Here is a 12499-nt window from a genome sequence, read left to right as displayed (position 1 = left end):
TGACGGGCAGTGAACGAATATGACGTGTTCGCTCCCCGTCGATCACGTAGTTTCAGTCGTGAAGCGCGGCCCGTGCCGTCGGTTTGAACAGGCGTACCGTTTTGATCGCCTGGTTATCGATCTGCACGATTTCCATACGCACGCCGTCGATCTCGAGACTGACCGAAGCTTCGGGAATCTCGCGCAGCACTTCCAGAATCAGGCCGTTGAGTGTCTTCGGACCGTCGGTCGGCAGATGCAGTCCCAGTCGCCGATTCAGATCGCGAAGGCCCACGCCGCCGCCGACCAGACAATCGTCGTCCGTCGTCCAGCCCGAACGGCTGCCGCCGGCACCCGGCACGCTCGTGGTGAACTCGCCGATGAGTTCTTCGATGATGTCCTCGGTCGTCACCAGCCCTTCGACTTCACCGTACTCGTTGACCACGAGTCCCACGCGCCGATGGTTTTCCTGGAAGTATTGCAACTGTCGCAGGGCGGGGGTATCGCTCGGGATGAAATACGGTTCGACGAGCAACGCGCGCAACGTATCGACTGTGAGGTCGTCCGGGTGACGCAACGCGGAGAGCGTACGACGTACTGGCAGAATGCCGACGATGCGATCGATGTCGCCGTCGTAGACGGGCAGCTTGTTGTGATAACAGGTTTCGAGCTGCGAGAGGATCGTGTCGAGCGGCGCTGAGATATCGAGCGCTTCGATTCGCGCGCGCGGCACCATCACGTCGTCGACGGCGATGTTCTCGAGATCGAGCAGATTGAGCAGCACGCTACGTGGCTTGGTCGGCATGTAGTTACCGGCTTCGAGCACGATGGTGCGCAGTTCTTCGGTGGTCAGACGTGTCTCGCTCGCTGCAGTGCGCGTATCGATGCGTAGCACGCGCAGCATGCCGCGCACGAACGTGTTGAGCACCCATACGAGCGGCTTCGCTGCCGCTACGATCGGTTTGAGCGGCGTGCTGACGGAAAGGGCGATGCGATCAGGGTATGTCGCGCCGACGATCTTCGGCCCGATCTCGGCGAAGATGATGATGAGCAGCGCGATCATTGCTGTCGCGATCGACAGCGTGATGGCGTCGTTGCCGAAGTAGCGCACCGCGATGGACGTGGTGAGCACCGGCACGACGGTGTTGATGACGTTATTGCCGACGAGAATGGTCGAGAGCAGATCTTCCGTGCGAGAGAGCAATCCCTGTGTCGCGCGCGCGCCGTGTACGTTCATGCGTACCAGGTGCTTCAGTCGATGGCGGTTGAGCGCCATCATGCTCGTCTCGGAAATGGAAAAGAATCCCGAGCAGATGATCAGGAAGGCGACGGCGCAGATCTGCGCCCATAAGGGCAAGGCGTCCAAGCGTTTTGGGGCGGCTAAGCGCGGGCGGTGGCAATGAGTCGCCACTATATCAGAGGGGATTGGAACGTTTGCTGCGTAGCCAGACGGGCACATCTCATCGCAGTGATGTGACGGACTGCCGACTTTTCGATAGGGCAGACGTGGCGAACGTATCCGGCAGTAGAAATAAAAAAACCGACGGACAAGTCCGTCGGTTTTTTTGCTTTGCTTGAGAGCAAAGTAAATCCTGGTCGGGGTGAGAGGATTCGAACCTCCGGCCTCTACGTCCCGAACGTAGCGCTCTACCAGGCTAAGCTACACCCCGCTTCGATACTGCTACTTCGCTAAGTGCGTCGCGCTATCGAGTAAGAACATAATTCTAGCAGGCTATTTTTATAATGGGAAGAGGGGAGCGTAGAAATAATTCGTGCGGCAGCATCTGCCTCTTCCTGAGCGCGTGCAAGCGTGTAGTCGAGCGCACCCGTGCGCTTGATTGCAGCGAGGATCGGCTCGAACTTGTCGGTGCCGCCATTCTCGATGGCTTCCCGTACGAGTGCGCGCTCTACTTCCGTGCCGTGTTGCAGAACGTGAATCAGTGGCAGTGTCGGTTTGCCTTCGCGCAGGTCGTCGCCAGCGTTCTTGCCCATCGCATCGGTGTCGCCGGCATAGTCGAGCCAGTCGTCCATCAATTGGAAGGCAGTGCCCAGACGGCCGCCGTATTCGCAGACAGCGGCTTCGGTTTGTGCATCCGCATTGGCGAGTACGGCCGCCAGCTGCGTTGCAGCTTCGAACAGCGTGGCTGTCTTGTACTTGATGACCTGAAGGTAGCGCGCCTCGTCCACGTCGGGGTCGTGCATGTTCAGCAACTGAAGCACTTCCCCTTCGGCGATGACATTGGTCGCGCGCGCGAGGATCTGCATCACGCGCATGTTGTCCACACTCACCATCATCTCGAACGAACGCGAATACAGGAAGTCGCCGACCAGCACCGACGCTGCATTGCCGAACAGCGCATTGGCTGTCTGCTTGCCGCGGCGCAGGTCCGATTCGTCGACGACGTCGTCGTGAAGCAGCGTCGAGGTGTGGATGAATTCGATGACGGCCGCCAGCTCGTAGCGGGCGGGCGATGTCACGCCCAGCGCGCCGGAGACCAGCAGCAGCAGTGCCGGGCGTAGCCGCTTGCCGCCCGAATTGATGATGTATTCCGAGATCTGATTGATCAGGACCACCTCGGAGGCCAGCCGATGGCGGATAAGCGTATCGACGGCTTTCATGTCGTCGGTGATGGCGGCCAGTACGTTCTGGGCAGAAGTCGAAGCAGTCAAGACAAGGCTCGGGTGAGGAAAAATTCGCCCCAAATTATATAGTGGGCGCGGCAACTTTCGGGCACCAGGGCCGCGGAATGACTGGAGTTACGGAAGTCTTTGACGCAAAAGGAGAAAGTCTGTATAATCCAGGGTTTTCGTGCGCGCATTCGTTGCGCTGCGTCCGAAAATACTTCGGAAAGCGGGCTGCGGCGGGGGCGTTCGACCGGTAGGTGGAGTCCTTTCGGGACCCTCGGTCTGCACGGAAATTCTCTTGTTTATGAGTGAGGTTCAACAATGTACGCGGTCATAAAAACCGGCGGTAAGCAATATAAGGTTGCTGCTGGCGAAAAGCTCAAAGTAGAACAGATACCGGCTGACATTGGCGCTGAAATCACCATTGACCAGGTTCTCGCCGTTGGCGAGGGCGAATCGATTAAGTTCGGTGCGCCGTTGGTCACTGGGGCTTCCGTCAAGGCTACCGTTGTCGCCCAGGGTCGTCACCCCAAGGTGAAGATTTTCAAGATGCGCCGTCGCAAGCACTACCAAAAGCGTCAAGGCCATCGCCAAAACTACACCGAGCTGCGCATCGACAGCATCAACGGCTAATCGATCGAGCTAGGTAAGGAGTTAAGTCATGGCACACAAAAAAGCAGGCGGATCGTCCCGTAACGGCCGCGATTCCGAGTCGAAGCGCCTCGGCGTGAAGGTGTACGGCGGTCAGGCAATCCTGGCTGGCGGCATCATCGTTCGCCAACGCGGTACTCGTATGCATGCCGGCGAAAACGTCGGTATCGGTAAGGACCACACGCTGTTTGCACTGGCCGACGGCCACGTGCAATTCGCCGTCAAGGGCGCAGCGAAGAAGCAAGTGGTTAGCGTGGTAGCGGCAGCGTAAGCTAAGCCTTTTGCCACCAAAAGGCTCCGCTTCCATGCGGAGCCTTTTTTGTTTCTCCCGCCAGCGCGCATTGTGATGCAGCGTTCGGCGTGGATCATCGAACAGTATTTGGATCGTCTGCGGACGGTCGTTAAGCGGGACGGACCCACATGAAATTCATTGACGCAGCGCGAATCGAGGTGATCGCCGGAGACGGCGGCAACGGCTCGGCATCGATGCGCCGTGAGAAATTCGTGCCGTTCGGCGGACCTGACGGCGGCGACGGCGGTCGTGGCGGCAGCGTGCTCGCCGTGGCGGATCGCAACATCAACACCCTGATCGACTATCGTTATTCGAAGAAGCACCTGGCGAAGGACGGTGAGCGCGGTCGCGGGTCGGACTGCTACGGTAAGGGCGGCGACGATATCACGCTGCGTATGCCGGTGGGCACCATCATCACTGACATGGACACGGGCGAGACCATCGCCGATCTGACCGAACACGGTCAGGAAGTGGTCCTCGCGCAGGGTGGTGCGGGCGGTCTGGGTAACATCCATTTCAAATCGAGCACGAACCGCGCACCGCGTCAGACGACGCCCGGCAAGCCCGGTGAGCGCCGCATGCTCCAGCTTGAGCTGAAAGTGCTCGCGGACGTCGGCCTGCTCGGTATGCCCAACGCGGGCAAGTCGACGTTTATCTCGTCGGTGTCGAATGCGCGTCCGAAGGTCGCCGACTATCCGTTCACGACGTTGCACCCCAATCTGGGTGTCGTGCGCACGGCCCCGGGCCGTAGCTTCGTGATCGCCGACATTCCGGGGCTGATCGAAGGCGCCGCCGAAGGGGCGGGCCTCGGCCACCAGTTCCTGCGCCACTTGCAGCGCACCGGTCTGTTGCTGCACATCGTGGATATTGCGCCGTTTGACGAAGGCGTCGATCCGGTGGCCGACGCGAAAGCCATCGTCCTCGAATTGCAGAAGTACGACGAAGAGCTGTTCCAGAAGCCGCGTTGGCTGGTGCTCAACAAGGTCGACATGCTGCCTGAGGCGGAGCGTGAAGCGCGCGTCGCCGACTTCAAGGAACGCTACGGCTGGAGCGGCCCGACCTTCGAGATCTCCGCGCTGACGGGCGAAGGTTGCGAGAAGCTGTGTCTGGCGGTGCAGGAGTATCTGTACCAGCAGCGTGGCGCCGTCGAAGAAGCGATCGAAGACGCCGCCGCCGATCCGCGTTTCCGCGCAGGTAGCGCCACGCCGGCCACCGACGCCGCACCACAAATCCCAACGGACGACACGCCAAAGGCGTAAACTCCACATCACTCAAACGCTGGCGCTGACGTCGTAAGGTCTCGAACGTCATCAGGTCCCGGACCGTGCGCCAACGCCAGCGATCCGGCTGCTGTGGCCCAATGAGAGACGATCCGCATGCGCGGCATCGTCCCGGGGCATGGTGGTCTCGTCTTCCCAATACATCCGCAGGAGAATCCAGGTCCATGCGTTCGGTCATCGCCGATGCCAAGCGGCTCGTGGTGAAAGTGGGCTCCAGTCTCGTGACCAACGACGGTCGCGGGCTGGATGATGTCGCCATTGCGCGTTGGGCGCAGCAGATCGCCGCGTTGCGGCACGGGGGCGACGGACGTCCGCCAAAGCAGGTCGTGCTCGTGAGTTCGGGGGCGATTGCGGAGGGGATGCAGCGTCTGGGCTGGGTCAAGCGCCCGAAGGCCATCGACGAATTGCAGGCCGCCGCCGCCGTCGGTCAGATGGGCCTCGCGCAAGTCTATGAGACGCGTTTCGCCGAGCATGGCGTGCGTACTGCGCAGATTCTTCTCACGCACGCCGACCTGGCCGACCGCGAACGCTATCTGAACGCGCGCACGACGCTGCTCACGCTGCTGCGTCTGGGCGTGGTGCCGATCATCAACGAGAACGATACGGTCGTGACCGACGAAATCAAGTTCGGCGACAACGACACGCTCGGTGCGCTGGTCACGAATCTGATCGACGGCGATGCGCTCGTCATCCTGACCGACCAGTCGGGCCTCTACACGGCCGATCCTCGCAAGGACCCCGACGCGGAGTTTGTGCACGAAGCCGAAGCGGGGGACGAACGTCTCGAAGCGATGGCGGGCGGTGCGGGCACGAACATCGGCCGCGGCGGCATGCTGACGAAGATTCTGGCGGCTAAACGCGCAGCGACGAGCGGGGCACATACCGTGATCGCGTCGGGTCGTGAAGCGGACGTGCTGGTGCGTCTGGCCGGTGGTGAAGCCATCGGCACGCAACTGGTGGCACGTACTGCAGTCCTGACGGCCCGCAAGCAATGGATGGCCGACCACCTTCAGGTGCGCGGTCGTGTGGTGATCGATGCAGGCGCGTGCAAGAAGCTGATGGAAGAGGGCAAGAGCCTGCTGCCGATCGGCGTGATCGACGTCGAAGGGACGTTTGCGCGTGGCGAAGTCATCTCGTGCGTTGACGAGGCTGGTCACGAGGTCGCGCGCGGTCTGTCCAACTACAGCGCCTCGGAGACGCGCCTCATTCGTCGTCATCCGAGCAGCGACATCGAGCAAGTGCTGGGCTTTGCGAACGAACCCGAACTGATTCATCGCGACAACCTGATCTTGCGCTGATCCGCATCCGGGCAGACCATCGAAGACAAAAAACGCCGGCACGTGATACGTGACCGGCGTTTTTTTGCGTCGCGACGCCGTCGAGGTGACGGCGTCGGTACGGCACAGCCTTAGCGATAGGCGGCGGGCGTCGTCGGATAGCGCAGGTTCTGGACGATATCCTTCGCAGAGCCATAAGGCGTCTTGTCCTGACAGAGGAAGTCGCGGTACAGAATGCCCTGATACGCGGTCGAACCGTACGGCTGGATCGGACGCCATTCGCTGTTGCGTGCCGGTGCCCACGTGCCGTCCGGACGACCGGTCGCGTAAAGACGCGACTCGAACGACGAGCAGTGGATGCCCTCGTACGACACGTTGCGCGCACCGCTCTTGCTGCGGATCACCGCGATGTAGCGCACCACGCCGTCATCCCGGGTGACTTCGATGGACTTCGCGTCGACGGCGTAGTCGAGCGTGGCGTTCGGCAGGGTCGAGAAGCTGATCAGATCGGCGTCTTGCGGCGCGGCGGTCGGCATCTTGTATTCCGCCTCCTTCCACTTGCCCTTGGCGGCTTCCTGCTGCGCCATGTATTCGTCAAAGTCCTGAACGGGCTGGGACACGCTGCTGCAGGCGGCGATCAGCGTCAGAGCAGCCAGAGAGACAAGCGTGGCCAGGCGCGGGGCGCGGCGGGCAATCGAAGGACGCATGGGAATGTGGTCGAGAGATCAAAAAAAGCCGACGCGGGCAACCGTGCCCGCGTCCGGTGTTGAGACAGGCCGTCAGCCGCCCGGTTCAGTGCCCCCGGCGGTGCTGAAGGTCGGCACTGTCGGCATTGCCGGTGTTGGCTGCAGGATCGGCGGTGTTGCTGCCGTCACTGTCGCCACAATCGCCGCCGCCGTAGCTGTCCTCCTGCTCATGCGACGCATCCGTAGCCCCCGGCGGCATCTCGCCGACCCGGGCGCCGGCGCGTGGGAACCGTCGCCTGTCCTGCTGGGCGCGTGCAGCCGAGCGTCGCAGATAACGCGAGAGTTCGTTCAGGGCGAGCTGATACACATCGCGCTTGAATTCGATCACAGCGTCGAGCGGCACCCAGTATTCGTTCCAACGCCAGGCGTCGAACTCGGGATGATCGGTTGCGCGCAAGCAGATATCGCAGTCGCGTCCGACCATGCGCAGCAGGAACCAGATCTGCTTCTGGCCCCGGTAATGTCCGCGCACTTCGCGTTTGATGAACTTGTCCGGCACCTCGTAACGCAGCCAGTCGCGTGTGCGACCGATGATTTTGACGTGTTCTGGCTTTAGCCCGGTTTCCTCGTGCAATTCTCGGAACATGGCCTGTTCTGGCGTTTCGCCGTACTTGATGCCGCCTTGCGGGAACTGCCAGGAGTGCTCGCCCAGCCGCTTGCCCCAGAACACTTCATTGCGTGCGTTTAAGAGGATGATGCCGACGTTCGGGCGAAAGCCTTCACGGTCCAGCATACAACCACCCTTGAATCCTTTAAAATTGCTTCGATTATAAACAGATAATCACCGGCGCGGCGGCCGGCGGCGGCTCGGGTAACCGGGGCGGCGCGTACGGCCGGCGGGTGTCTCAGGGGATGCGAGGATGACGCACGGCGTCAATCCGCATCCTCCCGGCCCCGCTTCCCTGCATCAGACCGAACCGTCGCGTGCGCCGTTGACCCTCTTTTTTCCCGGAAATCTGCATGAAAGCCTCTCGTTTCTTCATCGGCACCCTCAAGGAAGCGCCCGCCGACGCCGAAATCGTCAGCCACAAGCTGATGATGCGCGCCGGCATGATTCGCCGCGTTGCCGGCGGCATCTACGATTACCTGCCGATCGGCCTGCGCTCGATCCGCAAGGTCGAAGCCATCGTCCGTGAAGAAATGAACCGCGCCGGCGCGCTGGAACTGCTCATGCCAGCCGTGCAACCGGCCGAACTCTGGCAGGAGTCGGGTCGCTGGGAGAAGTACGGCCCGGAACTGCTCCGTCTGAAAGATCGTCACGACCGCGATTTCGTCGTCGGCCCGACTCACGAGGAAGTGGTGACCGACATCGCTCGCCGCGAGATCAAGAGCTATCGTCAGTTGCCGGTGAACTTCTATCAGGTGCAGACGAAGTTCCGCGACGAAATTCGTCCGCGTTTCGGCGTGATGCGTGGCCGTGAATTCATCATGAAGGACGCCTATTCCTTCGATAAGGACCGTGCGGGTCTTCAAGTGTCGTATCAAAAGATGTTCGACGCGTACGTGCGCATCTTCACGCGCCTGGGTCTGGAGTTCCGCGCTGTGGTGGCCGACAACGGCTCCATCGGCGGCTCGGGCTCGCACGAATTCCACGTGATCGCCGAGACCGGTGAAGACGCTATCGCCTACTGCCCGACGTCGGACTATGCGGCCAACGTCGAGATGGCCGAAGCGCTGCCGCCGCAAGGTGAGCGTCCGGCCGCTGCCGAAGCCATGACCAAGACCGCGACGCCGGGCAAGGCCAAGTGCGAAGCCGTGGCCGAGTTGCTCTCGATCCCGCTGGCGCGCACCGTCAAGTCGATCGTGCTGGCCACCGACAGCAAAGACACCGGCACGCAGGTCTGGCTGCTGTTGCTGCGTGGCGACCATGAGCTCAACGAGATCAAGGCGAGCAAGGTGCCGGGTCTGGGCGAACTGCGCTTCGCGACCGAAGCCGAAATCGTCGAATGGTTCGGCACGCCGCCGGGCTATCTGGGCCCGATCGGCACGAAGAAGCCGGTCAAGCTCGTGGTCGATCGCAGCGTCGCGCACATGAGCGACTTCGTGGTGGGCGCGAACGAGAAGGACTTCCACATCACCGGTGTGAACTGGGGGCGCGATCTGCCGGAGCCGGAAATCGTCGCCGATCTGCGCAACATCGTGCCGGGCGACGCCTCGCCGGACGGCAAGGGCGAGATCGCCCTGTGCCGTGGCATCGAAGTCGGTCACGTGTTCCAGTTGGGGACGAAGTACTCGGAGGCGATGAACGCCACATTCCTCGACGAGAACGGCAAGCCGGCTCCGATGGAGATGGGCTGCTACGGCATCGGCATCACGCGTATTCTCGGCGCGGCCATCGAGCAGAACTTCGACGACCGCGGCATCATCTGGCCGGAATCGATTGCACCGTTCGAAGTGGTGCTGTGCCCGATGGGTTACGACCGCAGCGACGCCGTGCGGGCTGCCGCCGACAAGCTGTACGAAGACCTGGTGGCCGCTGGCATCGACGTGATTCTCGACGACCGTGGCGAGCGTCCGGGCGTGATGTTCGCGGACTGGGAGCTGATCGGCGTGCCGCATCGCGTGGTGATCGGCGACCGCGGCCTGAAGGAAGGCAAGATCGAGTATCAGGGCCGTCGCGATACGGAAGCCCAGTTGCTCGACGCCGCCTCGGTGGCGGAAGTCGTCACCGGCAAGGTACGCGCCGCCAAGGCGGTCTGATCGAGTGACGTGTGACGCGTTGCCGGTCATTGCCGGTAGCGCGTTGCGCGGCATTCAGGTCTCGCGCGCCTTGTATCGGCATAAGCGCATTACTTGACGGCAGTCGCCCCGGCGGCTGCCGTTGTCATATCTGAAGGCGTCGTCTGTATGGAATACACGTTCGCGTCGGCCACCGTGCTGTTGCTGCTAATTACCGACCCGTTCGGCAACATTCCCATTTTTGTGAACGCACTGAAGAACGTGCCTGCGAGCCGACGCCCGCGCGTGATCGTTCGTGAGGTGCTGATCGCGTTCGCGATCCTGCTGCTGTTCATGCTGGTGGGCGAGCGGTTCCTGCGCATGATGAGCCTCACCGACCTGTCGTTGCAGCTTGCTGGCGGCATCGTGCTGTTCCTGATCGCGCTGCGGATGATCTTTCCGCGTCCGGACCACGGCTCGCTGCCGGATGCCGGTGAGCCGCTGATCGTCCCGCTTGCGATTCCGGCGCTGGCCGGGCCGTCGGCGCTCGCGACTGTCATGCTGCTCGTCTCCCAGCAACCGGGGCGCATGCTCGAATGGATTACCGCGCTCAGCGTGACGATGGCCGTGTGCGCGGTGGTGCTGTTGCTTGCCGACAGAATCGAGCGATGGCTGGGCTCGCGGGTCGTGGCGGCGTTCGAGCGGCTGATGGGGCTGATTCTGGTGGCGATCTCGGTCGAGATGATCCTGAAGGGCGTAAAAGTCTTCGTCCACCAGTTTTGATGCCGATTCGGGCGACCCTGTTACTGATTCGCGCGACGGGCGCCGCCGGGTGACACAAAAGAAAAGGGGCCTTGTGCGAACAGGCCCCTTTCTCTTTTGTCGCGGGACGAACCCAGCGACGGTGCGACATTCTTATCAGCGCGGCGTCGTCAGCGCGCGAATCGCGGGCAGGTTGCGCCAGTATCCCTTGGCGTCCATGCCGCAGCCGAAGACGTAGCGATCCGGCACGGTGAAGCCGCAGAAATCCGGATGCGATGGCTTGTCCTTCGTCAGGATCTTCTCGCACAGCACGGCGCTGTAGAACTTCGATGCGCCCATCTCGAGAATGCGGTCGCGAATCGCGGCCATCGTCGCACCTTCGTCGAGAATGTCGTCGAGCACGAGCACCACGCGGTCGCGCACCGAATCGCGCGGCGCGACGCGCCACTGCATCGCACCGCCGGTGGTGGTGTTGTTGTAGCGCGAGAGGTGGATGTAGTCGAATTCGAGCGGGAAGTCGAGACGCGGCAGCAGCATGCCGGTGAAGACGGCGGCGCCGCCCATGACCGACAGCACCATCGGGAAGTCGTCGCCGACGGCGGCCTTGATGGCTTTGGCCATGGTGTCGACGGACCGGTTGACCTCGTCTGCGGAGACGATTTCTTCGGAATTACGGAATACTTCGAGCGCTTCTTCGCGGTTCATATGGGGCGACCCTGTGGAACGGTGTTGCGGGGGTTTCGCTGTGTGCGGCCCGGAGTATATACGGAAAGCCCGTAGTTCAGACCGGACCGCGACCGGATGAGTCTCAATCAGCGCATGCCGGGCATCATGCCCTTCATGCTGCGCATCATCTTCATCATGCCACCGCCTTTGAGTTTCTTCATCATCGTGCGCATCTGATCGTACTGATTCAGCATGCGGTTGACTTCCTGCACCTGAACGCCCGCACCGGCGGCGATACGGCGCTTGCGGCTCGCCTTGATCAGTTCTGGCTTGGCGCGCTCGGCGGGCGTCATCGAGTTGATGATGCCTTCCATACGGCGCACCTGCTTCTCGGCCTGATCCATATTGGTCTGGCTGGCAGCGGCCTGGAACTGGGCCGGCAACTTGTCCATGAGCGACGACAGGCCGCCCATCTTCTTCATCTGGCCGATCTGCGCCTTGAAGTCGTTCAGATCGAAGTCGCCACCCTTCTTGACCTTGTCGGCGAGCTTTTGCGCGGCCTGAACGTCGACGCCGCGCTGGGCTTCCTCGACGAGCGCGAGAATGTCGCCCATGCCGAGAATCCGGTTCGCCATGCGATCCGGGTAGAAGACTTCGAGGCCGTCGAGCTTTTCGCCGACACCGACGAACTTGATCGGCTTGCCCGTGACGTGACGTACCGACAGCGCAGCACCGCCGCGCGAGTCGCCGTCGAGCTTGGTGAGCACCACGCCGGTGAGCGGCAGTGCGTCGTTGAAGGCGCGGGCGGTGTTCACGGCGTCCTGACCCAACATGGCGTCGACGACGAACAGTGTTTCGATCGGTTTCAGCTCAGCGTGCAGGGCACTAATTTCCTGCATCATCGCTTCGTCAATACCCAGGCGGCCGGCCGTATCGACGAGCAGCACTTCATGGTGATGACGACGCGCCCAGTCCACGGCGGCGCGGGCGATATCGACCGGCTTCTGGTCGGGTTGCGACGGGAAGAAGTCTGCGTCGACCTGCTTCGTGACCGTCTCCAACTGGGCGATAGCGGCGGGGCGGTAGACGTCGGTGGAGACCGTCAGGACCTTCTTCTTCTGGCCGCGCAGCAGCTTGGCGAGCTTACCGACGGTCGTCGTCTTACCTGCACCTTGCAAACCGGCCATCAGGATGATGGCGGGCGGGGTGGTGGCGAGATTGAGTTCGGCGGCACGGCCTTCGTAGTCGCCGCCCATGAGCGCGGTCAGTTCGCGCTGCACCACGCCGACGAGTGCCTGTCCGGGCGACAGGCTGGAAATGACTTCCTTACCGAGGGCCTTTTCCTTCACCTTGGCGATGAAATCGCGCACCACCGGCAGGGCGACGTCGGCCTCGAGCAGGGCGAGGCGCACTTCGCGCAGCATTTCCTGCGTGTTGGCCTCGGTCAGCCGGGCTTCGCCGCGCAGGGTCTTGACGACTTTGGCAAGGCGCGTAGTGAGATTGTCGAGCATGAAACGTATCCTGTAAGACCTTCAGCGGCCTCGGTTGCCTGCCCCCCGGGCC

At 62.1% G+C, this 12499-nt stretch carries 13 protein-coding genes and 1 tRNA gene; 7 read left to right on the top strand and 7 right to left on the bottom strand.

Going from position 1 to position 12499, the window contains the following annotated elements; all coding sequences use genetic code 11:
* Positions 1-52: 52 nt before the first annotated feature.
* Positions 53-1258: an HlyC/CorC family transporter gene (locus tag NA29_RS22360; protein ID WP_257125708.1), complete on the bottom strand. Its 1206-nt coding sequence runs from the start codon at positions 1256-1258 to the stop codon at positions 53-55.
* Here NA29_RS22360 and NA29_RS26410 point away from each other — a divergent pair.
* A complete protein-coding gene (locus tag NA29_RS26410; RefSeq protein ID WP_257125707.1) occupies positions 1257-1382 on the top strand; it encodes a hypothetical protein in 126 nt (41 codons plus the stop codon). The genes NA29_RS22360 and NA29_RS26410 overlap by 2 nt on opposite strands.
* Before the next feature lie 190 nt (positions 1383-1572).
* Here the strand turns inward: NA29_RS26410 and NA29_RS22355 are convergent.
* Positions 1573-1649 (bottom strand) — tRNA-Pro (locus tag NA29_RS22355).
* A gap of 19 nt (positions 1650-1668) precedes the next feature.
* The gene (locus tag NA29_RS22350) at positions 1669-2598 is read right to left on the bottom strand and encodes a polyprenyl synthetase family protein (RefSeq protein WP_224786948.1); all 930 of its coding nucleotides are present in this window, start codon (positions 2596-2598) and stop codon (positions 1669-1671) included.
* 327 nt (positions 2599-2925) lie between these two features.
* Here NA29_RS22350 and rplU point away from each other — a divergent pair, with 327 nt between their 5' ends.
* The 4 genes from rplU to proB all read left to right on the top strand — a co-directional run bounded on the left by rplU (position 2926) and on the right by proB (position 6125).
* Complete coding sequence (gene rplU / locus NA29_RS22345; RefSeq protein WP_039393314.1) at positions 2926-3237, top strand: 50S ribosomal protein L21; 312 nt, start codon at positions 2926-2928, stop codon at positions 3235-3237.
* A 28-nt stretch (positions 3238-3265) separates the two neighbouring features.
* On the top strand, positions 3266-3526 hold the full coding sequence (gene rpmA, locus NA29_RS22340; protein ID WP_039393311.1) for a 50S ribosomal protein L27: 261 nt from the start codon (positions 3266-3268) through the stop codon (positions 3524-3526).
* A 149-nt stretch (positions 3527-3675) separates the two neighbouring features.
* On the top strand, positions 3676-4806 hold the full coding sequence (cgtA, locus tag NA29_RS22335) for an Obg family GTPase CgtA (RefSeq protein WP_039393308.1): 1131 nt from the start codon (positions 3676-3678) through the stop codon (positions 4804-4806).
* A 185-nt stretch (positions 4807-4991) separates the two neighbouring features.
* Entirely contained in the window at positions 4992-6125 is a 1134-nt protein-coding gene (gene proB / locus NA29_RS22330) for a glutamate 5-kinase (RefSeq protein ID WP_039393305.1), read from the top strand.
* Between the two features lie 110 nt (positions 6126-6235).
* Here the strand turns inward: proB and NA29_RS22325 are convergent, their stop codons facing one another.
* Together NA29_RS22325 and NA29_RS22320 are read right to left on the bottom strand one after the other, a co-directional pair.
* Complete coding sequence (locus NA29_RS22325; RefSeq protein WP_039393303.1) at positions 6236-6811, bottom strand: CNP1-like family protein; 576 nt, start codon at positions 6809-6811, stop codon at positions 6236-6238.
* Between the two features lie 85 nt (positions 6812-6896).
* The gene (locus tag NA29_RS22320) at positions 6897-7583 is read right to left on the bottom strand and encodes an RNA pyrophosphohydrolase (RefSeq protein WP_371328947.1); all 687 of its coding nucleotides are present in this window, start codon (positions 7581-7583) and stop codon (positions 6897-6899) included.
* A gap of 227 nt (positions 7584-7810) precedes the next feature.
* On the opposite strand from NA29_RS22320, the gene NA29_RS22315 reads away from it, so the two are divergent.
* Entirely contained in the window at positions 7811-9550 is a 1740-nt protein-coding gene (locus tag NA29_RS22315) for a proline--tRNA ligase (RefSeq protein ID WP_039393300.1), read from the top strand.
* A 147-nt stretch (positions 9551-9697) separates the two neighbouring features.
* On the top strand, positions 9698-10291 hold the full coding sequence (locus NA29_RS22310) for a MarC family protein (RefSeq protein ID WP_039393298.1): 594 nt from the start codon (positions 9698-9700) through the stop codon (positions 10289-10291).
* A 135-nt stretch (positions 10292-10426) separates the two neighbouring features.
* Here NA29_RS22310 and NA29_RS22305 read toward each other — a convergent pair whose 3' ends face one another.
* Positions 10427-10975 (bottom strand): hypoxanthine-guanine phosphoribosyltransferase, encoded by a 549-nt coding sequence (locus tag NA29_RS22305; protein WP_039393295.1) that lies wholly within the window; start codon positions 10973-10975, stop codon positions 10427-10429.
* A gap of 107 nt (positions 10976-11082) precedes the next feature.
* Positions 11083-12447 (bottom strand): signal recognition particle protein, encoded by a 1365-nt coding sequence (gene ffh / locus NA29_RS22300; RefSeq protein WP_039393294.1) that lies wholly within the window; start codon positions 12445-12447, stop codon positions 11083-11085.
* Positions 12448-12499 lie beyond the last annotated feature (52 nt).

This window comes from Pandoraea sputorum, assembly GCF_000814845.2.
Taxonomy (GTDB): Bacteria; Pseudomonadota; Gammaproteobacteria; order Burkholderiales; family Burkholderiaceae; genus Pandoraea; species Pandoraea sputorum.
The sequence above is the reverse complement of the archived record's forward strand: the minus strand, read 5'-3'. Positions and strand labels throughout refer to the sequence as shown.

Bases quoted from the DNA above. Each gene is read 5' to 3' on its own strand.
- NA29_RS22320 (WP_371328947.1), bottom strand. From the start codon at position 7,583: ATGCTGGACCGTGAAGGCTTTCGCCCGAACGTCGGCATCATCCTCTTA.
- NA29_RS22350 (WP_224786948.1), bottom strand. From the start codon at position 2,598: ATGAAAGCCGTCGATACGCTTATCCGCCATCGGCTGGCCTCCGAGGTG.
- ffh (WP_039393294.1), bottom strand. From the start codon at position 12,447: ATGCTCGACAATCTCACTACGCGCCTTGCCAAAGTCGTCAAGACCCTG.
- cgtA (WP_039393308.1), top strand. From the start codon at position 3,676: ATGAAATTCATTGACGCAGCGCGAATCGAGGTGATCGCCGGAGACGGC.
- NA29_RS26410 (WP_257125707.1), top strand. From the start codon at position 1,257: ATGCTCGTCTCGGAAATGGAAAAGAATCCCGAGCAGATGATCAGGAAG.
- NA29_RS22310 (WP_039393298.1), top strand. From the start codon at position 9,698: ATGGAATACACGTTCGCGTCGGCCACCGTGCTGTTGCTGCTAATTACC.
- NA29_RS22325 (WP_039393303.1), bottom strand. From the start codon at position 6,811: ATGCGTCCTTCGATTGCCCGCCGCGCCCCGCGCCTGGCCACGCTTGTC.
- rplU (WP_039393314.1), top strand. From the start codon at position 2,926: ATGTACGCGGTCATAAAAACCGGCGGTAAGCAATATAAGGTTGCTGCT.
- NA29_RS22315 (WP_039393300.1), top strand. From the start codon at position 7,811: ATGAAAGCCTCTCGTTTCTTCATCGGCACCCTCAAGGAAGCGCCCGCC.
- NA29_RS22305 (WP_039393295.1), bottom strand. From the start codon at position 10,975: ATGAACCGCGAAGAAGCGCTCGAAGTATTCCGTAATTCCGAAGAAATC.
- rpmA (WP_039393311.1), top strand. From the start codon at position 3,266: ATGGCACACAAAAAAGCAGGCGGATCGTCCCGTAACGGCCGCGATTCC.
- proB (WP_039393305.1), top strand. From the start codon at position 4,992: ATGCGTTCGGTCATCGCCGATGCCAAGCGGCTCGTGGTGAAAGTGGGC.
- NA29_RS22360 (WP_257125708.1), bottom strand. From the start codon at position 1,258: ATGATGGCGCTCAACCGCCATCGACTGAAGCACCTGGTACGCATGAAC.